This window comes from Rhizobium sp. H4 (genome assembly GCF_003013335.1).
GTDB classification, from domain to species: domain Bacteria; phylum Pseudomonadota; class Alphaproteobacteria; order Rhizobiales; family Rhizobiaceae; genus Rhizobium; species Rhizobium sophoriradicis.
Genome location: NZ_PSOW01000001.1, coordinates 493586 through 507731 on the forward strand (window position 1 = coordinate 493586; position 14146 = coordinate 507731).

16 protein-coding genes are annotated in these 14146 nt (G+C 61.0%); 11 read left to right on the forward strand and 5 right to left on the reverse strand.

Going from position 1 to position 14146, the window contains the following annotated elements:
* Positions 1-77: 77 nt before the first annotated feature.
* The 6 genes from C4N04_RS02530 (at position 78) to C4N04_RS02555 (ending at position 6144) form a co-directional block, all read left to right on the forward strand.
* Positions 78-1652 carry a sugar ABC transporter ATP-binding protein gene (locus C4N04_RS02530; protein ID WP_077994787.1) on the forward strand — a complete coding sequence of 525 codons (1575 nt, stop codon included), beginning with the start codon at positions 78-80 and terminating at the stop codon, positions 1650-1652.
* The gene (locus tag C4N04_RS02535) at positions 1652-2662 is read left to right on the forward strand and encodes an ABC transporter permease (RefSeq protein ID WP_009994160.1); all 1011 of its coding nucleotides are present in this window, start codon (positions 1652-1654) and stop codon (positions 2660-2662) included. The genes C4N04_RS02530 and C4N04_RS02535 overlap by 1 nt, the downstream gene beginning before the upstream one ends.
* A 100-nt stretch (positions 2663-2762) precedes the next feature.
* Positions 2763-3686, forward strand: a complete 924-nt coding sequence (locus tag C4N04_RS02540) for a sugar ABC transporter substrate-binding protein (RefSeq protein ID WP_009994161.1) — start codon at positions 2763-2765, stop codon at positions 3684-3686.
* 106 nt (positions 3687-3792) lie between these two features.
* Positions 3793-4797, forward strand: a complete 1005-nt coding sequence (locus C4N04_RS02545) for a Gfo/Idh/MocA family oxidoreductase (protein ID WP_106795370.1) — start codon at positions 3793-3795, stop codon at positions 4795-4797.
* Positions 4794-5753: a sugar phosphate isomerase/epimerase gene (locus tag C4N04_RS02550; protein ID WP_106795371.1), complete on the forward strand. Its 960-nt coding sequence runs from the start codon at positions 4794-4796 to the stop codon at positions 5751-5753. Before C4N04_RS02545 ends, C4N04_RS02550 begins: the two co-directional genes overlap by 4 nt.
* Positions 5754-5856: 103 nt before the next feature.
* Positions 5857-6144 (forward strand): MurR/RpiR family transcriptional regulator, encoded by a 288-nt coding sequence (locus C4N04_RS02555; RefSeq protein WP_009995877.1) that lies wholly within the window; start codon positions 5857-5859, stop codon positions 6142-6144.
* Positions 6145-6210: 66 nt separating this feature from the next.
* On the opposite strand, the gene C4N04_RS02560 is transcribed toward C4N04_RS02555, so the two are convergent.
* Positions 6211-6846, reverse strand: coding sequence for a LysE family translocator (locus tag C4N04_RS02560; protein ID WP_039618653.1), 636 nt, complete (start codon positions 6844-6846; stop codon positions 6211-6213).
* 130 nt (positions 6847-6976) lie between these two features.
* On the opposite strand from C4N04_RS02560, the gene C4N04_RS02565 reads away from it, so the two are divergent.
* Complete coding sequence (locus C4N04_RS02565; RefSeq protein ID WP_077994785.1) at positions 6977-7669, forward strand: YafY family protein; 693 nt, start codon at positions 6977-6979, stop codon at positions 7667-7669.
* Positions 7670-8053: 384 nt separating this feature from the next.
* Here the strand turns inward: C4N04_RS02565 and C4N04_RS02570 are convergent, their stop codons facing one another.
* Both C4N04_RS02570 and C4N04_RS02575 read right to left on the reverse strand, forming a co-directional pair.
* Positions 8054-8899: a metallophosphoesterase gene (locus tag C4N04_RS02570; protein WP_106795372.1), complete on the reverse strand. Its 846-nt coding sequence runs from the start codon at positions 8897-8899 to the stop codon at positions 8054-8056.
* 131 nt (positions 8900-9030) lie between these two features.
* Positions 9031-9633, reverse strand: a complete 603-nt coding sequence (locus C4N04_RS02575; protein ID WP_004672907.1) for a superoxide dismutase — start codon at positions 9631-9633, stop codon at positions 9031-9033.
* Between the two features lie 212 nt (positions 9634-9845).
* On the opposite strand from C4N04_RS02575, the gene C4N04_RS02580 reads away from it, so the two are divergent.
* The 3 genes from C4N04_RS02580 to C4N04_RS02590 all read left to right on the forward strand — a co-directional run bounded on the left by C4N04_RS02580 (position 9846) and on the right by C4N04_RS02590 (position 11811).
* Positions 9846-10172: a hypothetical protein gene (locus C4N04_RS02580; RefSeq protein ID WP_010059667.1), complete on the forward strand. Its 327-nt coding sequence runs from the start codon at positions 9846-9848 to the stop codon at positions 10170-10172.
* A 195-nt stretch (positions 10173-10367) separates the two neighbouring features.
* Entirely contained in the window at positions 10368-11021 is a 654-nt protein-coding gene (locus C4N04_RS02585) for a class I SAM-dependent methyltransferase (RefSeq protein ID WP_106795373.1), read from the forward strand.
* Positions 11022-11079: 58 nt separating this feature from the next.
* Entirely contained in the window at positions 11080-11811 is a 732-nt protein-coding gene (locus C4N04_RS02590; RefSeq protein WP_106795374.1) for a sulfite exporter TauE/SafE family protein, read from the forward strand.
* 12 nt (positions 11812-11823) lie between these two features.
* Here C4N04_RS02590 and C4N04_RS02595 read toward each other — a convergent pair whose 3' ends face one another.
* Complete coding sequence (locus tag C4N04_RS02595) at positions 11824-12165, reverse strand: nuclear transport factor 2 family protein (RefSeq protein WP_009995173.1); 342 nt, start codon at positions 12163-12165, stop codon at positions 11824-11826.
* Positions 12166-12276: 111 nt separating this feature from the next.
* Between C4N04_RS02595 and C4N04_RS02600 the strand changes: the two genes are divergently transcribed.
* Positions 12277-13518, forward strand: coding sequence for a multidrug efflux MFS transporter (locus tag C4N04_RS02600; protein WP_106795375.1), 1242 nt, complete (start codon positions 12277-12279; stop codon positions 13516-13518).
* Here the strand turns inward: C4N04_RS02600 and C4N04_RS02605 are convergent.
* Positions 13515-14126 carry a TetR/AcrR family transcriptional regulator gene (locus C4N04_RS02605; protein WP_096771133.1) on the reverse strand — a complete coding sequence of 204 codons (612 nt, stop codon included), beginning with the start codon at positions 14124-14126 and terminating at the stop codon, positions 13515-13517. The two genes, C4N04_RS02600 and C4N04_RS02605, sit on opposite strands and share 4 nt — an antisense overlap.
* Positions 14127-14146 lie beyond the last annotated feature (20 nt).

Consider the following 14146-nt stretch of genomic DNA (forward strand, 5'->3'; position numbering starts at 1 on the left):
TCGCAATTTCATCTTCCAGCAAAGCCAGTTTGGCGGGAGAGCTTGGGAGAGCTCTCTCATCTGGAGGAAATACTCTCATGTCTGCGACCTTGCAAAGGGTGGCGCCGCTTTCGGGCGGCGAAGGCCATCGCACGCCTATAGATAGCGCAGCCGGCTTCGTTCTTGAAATGCGCTCAATCACCAAGGCCTTTCCCGGTGTTCTCGCGCTCGATGGCATGAGCCTGAAGGTTCGTGCCGGCACCGTCCATGTTCTCGTCGGGGAGAATGGCGCGGGCAAGTCGACGCTCATGAAGATTCTAAGCGGCATCTACGCGATCGACGGCGGAGAGATCCTTTTCAGAGGCGAAAAGCTCGACCATCAGAGCGCCGCAGCCGCGCTGGACCGAGGGATCTCGATGATCCATCAGGAACTCAGCCCGGTGCTCGACATGACCATCGCCGAAAACATCTTTCTCGGCCGCGAACCCACTTATAGCAGGACGGGCGTTTTGTCCCGGTTCGTCGATTTCGATCGCATGAATTCAGATACGCAGACGCTGCTCGATCGCCTGGGTCTGAAATACAGCCCCCAAACCAAGATGCGCGACCTGTCCATCGCGACGATGCAACTCATCGAGATCGTCAAGGCGATTTCGCGCGAGGCCTCTCTCGTCATCATGGACGAACCGACGTCGGCGATCAGTGACACGGAGGTCGCGATGCTGTTCAGACAGATCGCAGACCTGAAAGCAGCAGGCGTGGCGATCATCTACATCACCCATAAGATGGACGAGATCTTCCAGATCGCCGACGACATCACGGTAATGCGTGACGGTCAGTTCGTAGCAGCCGCCCCGGCGAGCGAATACGAGCCGGCAAAGCTGATTTCTCAAATGGTGGGCCGCACGATCTCCAGCATCTTTCCGAAAGAGGAGGTGCCGATCGGCGATATCGTCCTTTCCGTCGAGAACCTCTCGCGGGACGGCATTTTCGAAAATGTCAGCTTCGAGGTACGGGCCGGCGAGATCATTGGCCTTTCCGGTCTGATCGGCGCCGGGCGGACGGAGGTAGCCCGGGTGATCTTCGGCTTGGACGCCGCGGATGCGGGCGTCATCCGTTTGAATGGAAAACCGCTAAGGCTCACGTCTCCGAAGGATGCCATCGCCAACGGCATCGCCATGGTGTCAGAAGATCGCAAGGCGGAAGGTCTGGTGCTTTGCCGGTCCGTCGGCGAGAACATTTCGCTCGCGAACCTCAAAAAGTTTGCTTCCGGCCTTTTCATCAGCGAGCGGCAGGAAGAGACAGCTTCCCAGCGCATGATCAAGATGCTCCAGATCAAGACGCCCGATACGGCAATGATCGTGGAGAACCTCAGCGGCGGCAATCAACAGAAAATCGTTCTCGCCAAGTGGCTGCTGGGTGATCTGAAGCTGCTCATTCTCGACGAACCCACACGAGGCATCGACGTCGGGTCGAAATCCGAAATTCACAGACTGATGACCGAGTTCGCTCGTCAGGGGCTCGCGATCGTCATGATCTCATCCGAACTGCCCGAGATCCTTGGCATGAGTGATCGCGTGGTGGTGATGAGCGAAGGCCGGGTCACCGGCGAACTAACAAGAGCCGAGGCCACTCAGGAAAACATCATGCGCCTCGCCACGGGAGGACACTGATGAGTATTGAACGCGCAGACGCGGCGGTGAAACGAGAAGGCCAGGTGATTTCAGGCTCTCGGAACATGAGCTTTTCCCAGATCTACCGCAAATACGGCACAATCCTGATCTTCGTCGGTATCTGCGTCCTTGCCTCGATCCTGAGCCCGACATTTCTGACAGAAGCCAACCTCACCAATGTCCTGCGTCAGGTCGTGGTGGTGAGCCTTCTTGCGTGCGGCGTTACCTTCATCATCATTCTGGGACATATCGACGTCTCGCTGGGATCTGTCCTAGCGCTCTGCGGCGTCTTGGCGGCCAGCGTGATGGCCATGACCGGAAGCGTCATTCTGGCGGTCGCCGCGGGCGTTGCGGTCGGGATCGTCACCGGCGTCATCAACGGCTTCGTCATCACCTTCTTCCGCATCCCGTCATTCATCATGACATTGGCCATGACGACGGTGGCACGCGGCACGGTGCTGCTTTACACGGGCGGTTCGCCGGTGACGGGACTGGGCGACTTCAAAGTGATCGGCCAGGGCTCGCTTGGCCCGGTGCCGATTTCTGTAATCATTCTCGCGGCGGTCGTCGTCCTATCCTGGGTTCTTCTCAACAAGACCAAGTTCGGCCGATACGTCTATGCAGTAGGCGGCAATGAGCGTGCCGCTCGCGCTTCCGGCATCAATCCGGACAGCATCGTCGTGAAGGCCTTCATCTTCAACGGCATCCTGTGCGCCGTCGCAGGCATCGTCCTCATGTCTCGCATCAATTCCGGTCAGCCGGCCGGCGGCGTCGGCTACGAGTTCGATGCGATCACCGCGGTGGTCGTCGGCGGCACCAGCCTGATGGGCGGCACCGGAACCATCACCGGCACGATCATCGGCTCGATGATCATCGGCGTCATCAACAACATGCTCAATCTCATGAATGTCAGCTCGTACTGGCAGCAGATCATCAAGGGTTTGATCATCGCGATCGCCGTGATCCTCGATGTCTGGACCAAGTCTGCCCGCAGCAAAAAGAAGGCATGACCGACGTTCTTCGGCGGGCCAGCGCCTGCTCCGGAACCACCTCTTTGTCGGCGGGGATTTCCCGCATCCGGAATGAACCTGAAACTCTATGGGAGGACCTATGAAAGCCATTTCCAAACTCGCTGTCGCGTGCGCCATATCCGTTGCCGCGATCTCCAGCGGCGCTGCATTCGCCGCGGACAAGTTCGTCGTCGGTTACGCCAACATGGCGGATACGGACGTCTTCGTCATGGCGCGCAAAAACGCCTTCATCGAAGCGTCGAAATCCGATCCGGCAGTCGAAGTGAACTTCTCCGACGCCAACAACGACGTCAGCAAGCAACTCGATCAGATCGACAACTTCATAGCGCAGAAAGTCAACGCGATCGTCGTCGTCCCGGTCGACTACCAAGGCATCGTACCCGGCGTCGAGAAGGCGAACCAGGCTGGCATTCCCGTCATTGCTCTCGGCATCCAATCGGCAGGCGGCAAGTACACGTTCGTCGGCTCGAAGAACATCGATGCCGGCCGCCTTCAGGGCGAGTACATGAAAGAACACCTGCCGAAGGACGCCAAGATCCTCTACCTCGAAGGCACGCCGGGGCTCTCGCACACGCAGGAGCGCAAGAAGGGCTTTGAGGATGCGCTCGGCCGTTCCGACGTGGCCACTCTCGCCAGCCTCTCGGCCAACTACGACCGCGCTGAAGGCATGAAGGTCACCGAAGACTGGATCCAAAGCTTTCCGAAGTTCGATGCAATCGTCGCAGCCAACGACCAGATGGCGCTCGGCGCGCTGGAAGCACTTCAGGGCGCCGACCGCCTCAAGGGCGTGATGATCTCCGGTGTCGATGGCACGGCCGATGCTCTGAACGCAATCAAGTCCGGCACCATGTCGCAGACCATCTTCCAGGATGCTGCAGGCCAGGCGAAGGCCGCCTTCGAGGTCGTGGAAGGCCTGAAAAAGGGCGAGGATGCTCCGGCCGAAAAACTGGTGCCGTTCGCTTCGATCACCAAGGACAATGTTGATCAATACGCCAAGAAGTAAGCCCTCCCAAGGGTGCGTGCCGGGATGGGGTTCCCGGCACGCATTTCGCACATGGCGCAATGCTTGCCGCAAATCACTGATCCTCTAACGACAGGAAAATATCGAAATGACAATAAGGATCGCCGTCATCGGGGCAGGACTGATGGGAGCCGATCATGCGAAAATCGTCGCGGAAGATCTGCCAGGGGCGAGCCTCCAGGTCGTTTGCGACATGGATGCGGACCGCGCCCGCAAGGTCGCGGACGCCTACAGCGCTCACGATGTCGACTCCGACCCCAACCGGGTCGCCGCTCGTCGCGACGTGGACGCAGTGATCATCGCAAGCCCCGATTTCACGCATGCACCCCTGTCGCTGTCCTGCATAAGAGCCGGCAAACGGGCTCTTTGTGAAAAGCCGCTGTCGCAGTCCTCGAACGAATGCCTGGAGATCATGCAGGCGGAAGAAGCCGCGGGATCAAAATTCATAATGCTCGGCTTCATGCGCCGCTTCGATCAATCCTATGTCGAAATGAAGCGGGCTCTGGCGCATGGCGCAATTGGCCGCCCCCTGATGATGCACAACTTTCATCGCAATGTCGCTACGCCCGCGTCGGACTTCACCGGAGCGATGGCGATCACCAATTCCGCTCCCCACGAATTCGATGTCGTCCGACATGTCCTCGACACTGAATACGTCTCGATCTCCGCCTTCCAGCCGAAGCGCTCCGACGCGCTGGTCGCACCGGTCTATATGGTGCTCGAAACGGCGGATGATCAACTCGTCAATATCGAGATCAACAATAACGCAGCCTATGGATACGACGTCCGCGCGGAACTGGTGGGCGAGAAGGCGACCATCGCCATGAACGCTGTCAACTACACCCGCGTCGACCGAGAACTCGGACAAAGCACAAGCTACGAGGCGGATTGGCGCAGCCGCTACGCCGAAGCCTACCGCCGCCAGAATCGCGCTTTCGTTCGGTTCGTCGAGACCGGTATCTTCCCGCACATCGCGTCGAGCAGTTGGGATGGATACTGCGCCGCGAAGGTCGCCGAAGCCGGCGTCAGGGCCTTGAACGACGGTCGCAAGATCCCCGTCGAAATGATTGCTAAACCGGAGTTTTACGCATGAAGCTCGGATTCGTATCAGACAGCCTCGGCGGCCTGCCCTTCGAGGCGATGTTGGATCACGCTAAAAGACTGGGAGTCTCCGGCGTCGAGGTCAACACCTGCGGCTGGTCGACGGCGCCGCATTTCGATCTGTCGACGATCCTGCGGGACAAGAGCGCGCAGAAATCATTCCTCGGAGCTTTCGCCGACCGGGAACTGGAAGTGATAAGCCTGAACGCAAACGGAAATCCCCTGCACCCGACCGATCTTGCCCAGGGACGAGGTTTGGAGGATACGATCCGCGCAGCCGGCGCGCTGGGGATCAAGACGGTCTGCGCGATGTCGGGACTTCCAGCCGGGAATGCCACCGATACGATGCCGAACTGGGTGGTCTCTTCGTGGCCGCCGGAGACGCAGGCGATCCTTCGCTACCAGTGGGAGGAGAAGCTCCTCCCGTACTGGACCAAGATCGTAGGGCTCGCCAGGGATCACGGTGTGGAACGCATCGCGCTGGAACTGCATGGCAATCAGTGCGTCTATAACGTCCCCTCGTTGTTGAAGCTGCGCGAAGCCGTTGGCCCGGTCGTCGGCGCCAACCTGGACCCGTCGCACCTCTTCTGGATGGGTGCCGATCCTCTTGTCGCCGCAGAAGCGCTCGGCCGCGCCGTCTACCATGTGCATGCCAAGGACACCTTTCTCAACGAACCGAAGCAGGCCGTCACAAGCCTTCTGGAGAATGGCAGCCTGATGGACATCCCGGCGCGCAGTTGGTCCTACATCACGCTGGGCTTCGGCCATGGCGAAGAATGGTGGCGGCAGTTCTGCTACCGACTGAAGATGGCCGGTTACGACGGCTGGCTCTCGATAGAGCATGAGGACGTGCTTCTGAACAGCCTCGAAGGGCTCGAGAAGTCCGTCGCTCTGTTGCAGGGCGTGATGCCGGTCGCTGCCAGCGATTTCAAGCCGCAGGCGATCTAGTGACGAAAACGCGTCCGATTTCACGTCGCGCATCGCATGTGAAGCGCCGCCTCCGGGCCTCATCCGAGATTGCCAGAAGGCGGTTCTTTTGAAAGCGAGTGCAATGCGACAGGATCGGGTCCCGCCTCCTCCCTCGACACTGCAGGAACTGAAGTGCCTGATCGCCAGCCGGCAGTTCGTATTTACCGTCGGTCTCGAACGCGTCGCAAGGGAGATCCTGGAAAGGCCGGAATTGCTGGCCTTTGAAAGTGCTGCCGGAGTCGCACGCAGGTGCCGCGTTTCTCCTACAACGGTCCATCGACTAGTACGACACATCGGGTTCAAAACATTCGGCGAGTTTCGCGCGATGATAAGAGAACATCTCCGCACGACCACCGCTAGTCGTCACTGAAGTCGCGGCGGCAATCGGCAGAGCGGCAAGGGCTTGGCGATCGGGCTGCTGTGGGAACTTGGAGGCTCAGGCGCTTTTCCAGCCCTGCCAGAGGCTGAGGGCGGAGACTGCAACCAGTAGCAGTCCGGCGCAGCGGCCGACGAAGGCCGTCGCATCGGGGTTTCCGACGAGAAGATCGCGGCTGCGGCCGGCCGTCATCGCCAGCGTGCCGTAAATGGCGAACTGGGTCGCGATCGTCATGGCCCCCATGATGAGGCCCTGCATCCAGACCGGGCCGTATTCCGGTTTCAGGAACTGCGGATAGACGGCGAACATGAAGATATAGGCCTTGGGATTGACCAAACAGGTGACGGCGCCTTGGCGGAAAGCCCGCCAGCCGGAGCCCGCCGTTGCTGGCCCGACCGCCTCGACGGTGATCGAACTGCGCATCAGCGAAATGCCGATCCAGATCATATAGGCGACGCCGGCAAAGAGCAGGACGTTGAACAGCTGCGGCAGCATGGTGACGAGCACGCCGACGCCGGCCGCGCCATAGGCCGAGTGCACTGCGCCACCCGCCATGATGCCGCCGGTTGCTGCCAGCCCCCGCCGGATACCGCCGGTCAGCGCATTGGCGAGCACGAAGAGCATGTCCATGCCCGGCACGATGATGATACCGAAGAGAAGGGTGAAGAAGAGCCAGAGGTTTTCGTGGTAATTCATGTCAGTTACCGCCTTGTCGTTCCGGGGGCCGTTTCGAAAGACCCTGATAGATTTCAATCCGATAGGCGGCTCTATACGCAAACCCAACTGACAGTGTATTGTCAGGAGCGTGAGGGATGGGAGGGGCAAAATGCGCAAGGCCTCGCGGCTTTTCGAGATCATTCAGATCCTGCGGCTCGCCAGGAAACCGATGACGGCAGCTATGATGGCCGAGACGCTCGAGGTGACCGTGCGCTCGATCTATCGCGACATCGCCGCACTCCAGGCGATGCGCGTGCCGATCGAGGGCGGGCGCGGCATCGGCTATATCATGCGGCCCGGCTTCGACCTGCCGCCGCTGATGTTTTCGATCGAGGAGATGGAGGCGATCGTGCTGTCGCTGGCGCTGCTCGATCGCACCGCCGACGAGGAACTGAAGCAGGCCGCGCGCCGGGTCAACCAGAAGATATCAGGCGCCGTGCCGGCGCCGCTGCGCCAGGCAATGGACAATAAGGTGCTTTATGCCTGGGGCTCGACCGCGCAGCCGGCGGGTTTCGACCTGGCGATCGTGCGCCGGGCGATCCGCGACGAACGCAAGCTGATGCTCGGCTACCGCGACGAACTCGGCCGCGCCACCGAGCGGACGATCCAGCCGATCGCGCTGATCTATTATTCGCAGACCGCCAACATCGTCGCTTGGTGCGAACTGCGCCAGGCGATCCGCAATTTCCGCAGCGACCGGGTGGAGCGCTGCGTGGTGGGTGAGGATTTCTTCAAGGGCGACGGTGACAGGCTGCGGGAATTGTGGACGAGTGGGTGGAGTGAGAAGGCTGTGTCGGGGTGAATGGCAGGCGTTTGTGCGAACAGGTCTGGGGGCGTTGAGACAGGAACAGGAGGTCAGTGTCATGCGGGCCAGGGACGCGCATCGTGCCTGGCAAATCTTCGACATCCGCCAAAGGACTGCCGACATCTGCCCACTCCACCGTCATCCTCGGCCTTGAGCCGAGGATCCACCTTCGTCTCTATCAGCACCGGGCATGGATCCTCGGCTCAAGGCCGAGGATGACGGAGGGTGGGATTGCGTTCCGCCAAACTCACCGTTGGGGCGTTGGGCGCTTCTTCAGAGAGGCACCCCGCATACCTTGGTTTTGTTACTGTTATAGAGCCGTTGAAGCGCGGCATGACATAAGGAAAAGTTGGCCGACTTTATCGGCAGTCTCTCCCAGGCCTAAAAAGCCAGCGTCCGGCTCTCCTCGCGTCCGAAGCCGCGGATTTCGAGGCGATCGGGGTGAACCTCGACGATGGCGAAGGCGTTTTCGGTCTCGGTGTCGACCACGCCCTTGAAATTGACGAAGTGGCAGGCGCCGGCCTTGCCGTAATTGCCGACATGGTCGTGACCGTTGAGGTAGGCGACGACATTGCGCTCAGAGGCGAGCAGCGCGACGATGCGTTCGCTGTCCCACATGCCGTGTTCACTGGGCGGATGCACGGGATAGTGATTCATGACGATCACCTTTTCGCCGGTCTTTGCCGCTTCTGTGATTTGATCGCGAAGCCAGGCGAACTGCGCGTCGCTCAGCGCGGCATTCCAGCGATGGGCATTGCTGGCGCCTTTCTCCTCCAGCTCGGCCAGCATCCGTGCGGCAAGGGCGCGGTGCGGATGGCCTTCGGGCGGCGCGAAGGTGCTGACCTCGTTGCCGTCGAGCACGATGAAGCGCCAGCCGTGACGGCAGAAACTGTAATAGGGCGACGGCATGCCGAGACGTGTGGCGACTTCGGAGCGATGCCCCGCGGAGACAGAGAAATCATGGTTGCCGAGCAGGAAGAGCGCCTCGTGCCTCAGCTTCTCATAGATCGGCTGGATATCGTCGAAGCTTGAAAAGCTGCGGTCGATGACATCGCCGAGCGTCATCACGAAGCTCAAATCTTCGCCGTTGAAGATTTCGATCGCCTCGGCAACCTTGGCGAGGCTGTTGGCGTAGTAGCGGTCCATGGCCGCATGCGGAGGGATGGCCGCATATTGCGGATCCGCGATGATGCCGAAGCGGAACAGGGGAAGAGCGGACGAGGACATGGGGCGTGATTAGGTTCGGCCGGTGACAGGGATGTGACGAGCTTGAAAACAAACACCCGGCGTTCGGAGGAACGCCGGGTGCAAAAAAAGAGGCTGAGAATCGCCGTCGATGGCGGCGAGCCTGGTGCCGCTTACTTCGTGGCTTCTTCGTAGCGTTCCAGGACGTAGTCCCAGTTGATCAGGCTGTCGATGAAGGCTTCGAGGTATTTCGGGCGGGCGTTGCGATAGTCGATGTAATAGGAGTGTTCCCAGACGTCGACGCCGAGGATCGGGGTGGCGCCGTGAACGAGCGGGTTTTCGCCGTTCGGGGTCTTGGAGATTTCGAGCTTGCCGTTCTTGACGGAAACCCAGGCCCAGCCGGAGCCGAACTGGGTGGCGCCGGCATTGGCGAAATCGGCCTTGAACTTGTCGTAGCCGCCGAGATCGGAGGCGAAAGCCGCTTCGAGCTTGCCCGGCAGCTTGTTGCCGCCGCCGCCCTTCTTCATCCACTTCCAGAAATGGATGTGGTTGTAGTGCTGGGCGGCGTTGTTGAAGAGGCCGGCGTTGGTGCCGAAGGACTTCTTGACGACGTCTTCGAGCGACAGATCCGAAAGGCCGGCTTCAGCGGCGAGCTTGTTGCCGTTGTCGACATAGGCCTTATGGTGCTTGTCGTGGTGAAACTCCAGCGTTTCCTTCGACATGAAGGGGGCAAGGGCTTCGTAATCATAGGGAAGTTCAGGCAATTCGAAAGCCATGTCAGATCTCCTCTTGGCAATAGATTGCGTCATCGGCAGGTGAGGCGGAACATAGGAGGGGAACGGGGGAGAGGCAACCGGCGAAATATCAAAAAACGACCGGCCGGAGGAAAATTTGCCTCAGTTTCAGGGCTGGATTCGAGCATGCAAATCGACCGGCAGGCCGCCGCGAAAACCGCTTACCGGCGACAGACATCAATGGAGAGCTTGACATGAACAGGAATATAATCCCGCTTCTCGCCATGGCCGCGCTTCCGTTTCTTGCGGCTGCGGCGGGTGCCTCTTCGGACGAGGCCTGGAAACAGCTGGCCGCCGACGTGGAAGCCAAGTGCAGGAAGGCCGCGGTCGCAATCGAGAAGCCAGTTGCCGCCGTCGACCCCTTCGGCACATCACATTACGGGCTCGCCCTGGTGACGGGAAAGCCGAAGGGGGCCAAGGGGCTCGTCGTCCAGATCTGCGTCTATGACAAGCAGGAGAAGTCGGTCGAGATCGGCAGCGCGATGGATGCCAAGAAACTTGGGCTGACCTTGGCTAAATAGTCGGTCGCCGTAGCTGTTGTGGCTTCCGTCGCATTCCGAGCGGAACCCGAGCCTACCCTTGCGAGTTGAAGTTCCGGGTTTTTACAGCGTCGGGCGTCTGTGAGAGGCGTCGAGGCGCTCTATGTTTGTGATAAATGCATGATCCTTTTAAAAAATTGATTCCGATCTTGGGGTTGTGCGCAGGGAGGTTTAGACATGTCGGAGCTTCGCAAGCGGGCGGAAGATCAGCAGAAAATCTATCAGCGCTGGGCACCGGTCTATGATCGCGTCTATCGCGGCATCCTGCGCGACGGCCATCGCAAGCTTGCCGCGCTTGCCACCGCGGCCGGCACCGATATTCTGGAAATCGGCACCGGCACCGGCCTGACGCTCGCCCATTATCCCAGCCGCTGCCGGGTGACCGGCATCGACATTTCCGAACATATGATCGCCCGGGCGCGCGAGAAGGTGCGTCGCGAACACCTTCAGCATGTGCAGGCGCTCGAGGTGATGGATGCGCATGCGCTGCGCTTTGCCGACCAGTCCTTCGACGTGGTTTGTCTGCCCTTCGTCATCACGCTGATTCCCGAGCCCGAGCGGGCGCTCGACGAGTGCGCCCGGGTGCTGCGGCCGGGGGGCGAGATCATCCTCGCCAGCAAGCTCGGCGACGGCGCCGGCCTGCAGGGGGCGATCGAGGCGGCGGTGGCGCCGCTGGTGCGTCACATCGGCTGGTCTTCCGCCTTCCGCATCCATCGCATCCTCGCCTGGGCCGAGCGTCGCGGCGATTTTTCGGCGACCGATATTCTGCCGGTCTTTCCGAACGGCTTTTTCAAGATCGTCCGGCTGAAGCAGCGCGGACTTTCCGCCTGAGCAAAAGTTTTTTCCCGCATCGCGGATTCTGATGCTACCGTTCGTCTGAGGGGACCGCATGACATCGGATATCTTGTTCTTCATCGCCGTTGGCTTCTGCGCGCAGATCGTCGATGGCGCACTCGGCATGGCCTTCGGCGTGCTGTCGACGACAAGCCTGCTGGCCTTCGGGGTTCCGGCGGCCAATGCCAGCGCCATGACTCATGTGACGGAAATGTTCACGACGGCGGCGTCCGGCCTCTCGCATGCCTATCACCGCAATGTCGACTGGCGGCTGGTGGCGCGGTTGGCGCCTGCCGGCATGATCGGCGGCGCGATCGGGGCTTATCTGCTTGCCAATATCGACGGCAAGGTGATCGAGCCCTTCGTATCGGCCTATCTGATCGCGATAGGCCTGCTGATCCTCTACAAGGCCTTCCGGCCGCAGATCAGGCGCGAGGTGCGCGACTGGGCCGTACCGCCCGTCGGCTTTTTCGGCGGCGTTCTCGATGCGATCGGCGGCGGCGGTTGGGGTCCTGTCGTCACCAGCACGCTTGTCGGGCGCGGTCACGACCTGAAGCGGGTGATCGGCTCGACCAATTTCACCGAATTCGCCGTGACCCTGACGATTTCGGTCACCTTCGTCGTGACGCTCGGCTGGTCTGAGCTCAACTCGGCGATCGGCCTCATCATCGGCGGTGTCATCGCCGCCCCCTTCGGCGCCATTCTCGTCAAGCGGCTGCCGGTGCGGGCGCTGATGGTGGCGGTCTCGATGGTCATCATCACGACGTCGGCGCTGCGGATCTTCTAGAACTTCGAAGGCTCAGAGATTGCGGCCGAAATAGACCTCCACGGCGGCGATCCTGTCACCGCGAAAACGAAGGCTTTCCATGTTGCCGAAGCTCGTGCCGTCCAGTTTTTCGGCACGGTAGCGAACAGCAGCCTCGTCGCCGTTTACCGCCAAAAATTCGATGTGGATGGCGCGGAAGAGCGGCTCCTTCGGCCAGCAGCGTTCGAAATAAGTGGCCCGGTCGATATGATCGTCGCGCGGACTAGAAAAGGTGAAATCCTCCGTCGACATGGCGCCGACTTTGTCCTTGCGGTCATCCAGATAGGCGGCGTAGAGATCGCGGACGGTCTGCTGCCTCGTGCGCACATCGTTCATGGCAATATCCTCCGATAAACCGATTGCATATCGCAATCAGTTTAGCACGTTTACCTCAAATGATCCAGTTTCGGCGCAATCGCGCCCTCGTGATCGACCGCCGAGGCAGGAATGACCGATAGGCAATTGGACGCGGCGAGCATTGGGACAGGCTCGATCTACTGGAAGCGCAATCTCGCCGTTTCGCTGATCGGCTCCTTTACCACGATCGTGGCGATGACGCTGCTGCTTCCCTTCCTGCCGCTCTATGTAAGGGAACTCGGCGTGGCGGATCATGCGGCGATCGTGCAATGGTCGGGCATCGCCTATGGCGCCACTTTTCTTGCCGCGGCTCTCGTCGCGCCGCTGTGGGGGCGGCTCGGCGACATTTACGGCCGCAAGCTGATGCTGGTGCGCGCCAGCCTCGGCATGACGCTGGCGATCTCGCTGATGGGAATGGCCGGCGATATCTGGCAGCTAGTGGCGCTGCGGCTGTTCGTCGGGCTTGCGGGCGGCTATTCCTCCGGCTCGATGGTGCTGGTGGCGACGCAGACGCCGAAGGACCGATCGGCCTGGGCGCTCGGCGTGCTCTCTTCCGGCATCATGGCCGGCAATCTCGTCGGACCGCTCCTTGGCGGAGTGCTGCCGCCTGTTATCGGCATTCGCGGCACGTTTTTCGCCGCGGGCGGCATGATCTTCCTTGCCTTTCTCGCCACCACCCTGCTGATCAAGGAGGAGAAATCGCCGGCCCGCAAACAGGCGGCCAAGGCGAGCGGCGGCTGGAAATCCATTCCCGACAAGCGGCCAGTCATCGCCATGCTGGCGACCGGCATGCTGTTGATGTTCGCCAATATGTCGATCGAGCCGATCATCACCGTCTATGTCGCGCAGATCGTGCCCATCGCAGCCCAAGTGACGATGATCTCGGGCCTGGTCATGTCGGCGGCCGCCCTCGGCAGCATTCTTTCCGCCTCCTGGCTCGGCAGGCTTGCCGACAGGATCGGCCACTGGCCGGTGATCTCAGGCGCGCTCGCCGTCGCTGGGCTGCTGTTGATCCCGCAGGCCTTCGTCACCAGTTCCTGGCAACTGATCGTCCTGCGCTTCCTGATGGGCGCCGCACTCGGCGGGCTGCTGCCCTGCATTGCCGCCGTCATCCGCCACAGCGTGCCCGATAGTGCGGCTGGCAGCATTCTCGGCCTATCCGTCTCCTCACAATATGTCGGCCAGGTGGCCGGTCCTATCCTCGGCGGCTTTGTCGGTGGGCATATCGGCATGCGGGCGGTTTTCCTCGGCACATCGGTGCTGCTGGTCGCGGGTGCTGCCTATGCCTGGCTGGTGCGGCCGCGGGATCAGAAGACACCAGGCTCTATTTAGGGGCGTCCGCAGATCAGCTCGACGCCGGAGCGGGCGATCGCCTCGAGCGTCTCGCGGCTGTCGCCGGCGCGGGCGCGTACGGCGAGCGAATGCATGACGGCCGAGGCAAGCCTTGCCAGCATCTGCGGATCGGCCTCCGCGGGAAGTTCACCGCTTTCCACCGCAAGACGCATGCGCTTTTCGATCTCGCCGTCGAAATCGCTGAGACTGCGGCCGAGCACTTCCCGCACCCGCTCGCGCTCGACGGCTTCGACCGTCGCAGTGCCGATCAGCAGACAGCCGCGCGCGGCGGTTTCGCCATGCAGATAGACCGCCAGCGCACCGGCATAGACGCGGGCGAGATTGTCGCGCAGCGGAAGTGACGGATCGAGTGCCTCGGCCAGCGCATCCATGCCGTCCTGCCGATAGGCCTCCAGCGTATCGAGATAGAGATCCTCCTTGTCGCCGAAGGCGCCGTAGAGGCTCGGACGGTTGAGGTTGGTCGCCGCGCTGAGATTATCGAGCGAGGCGGCGGCAAAGCCCCTGTCCCAGAAGACGTCCCGGGCCTTGCCAAGCGCTGCCTTGGCATCGAAGGTCCTCGGGCGGCCTCGCTTCTTTTCATCCTTCATATTTTGTACCGTTTCGCATT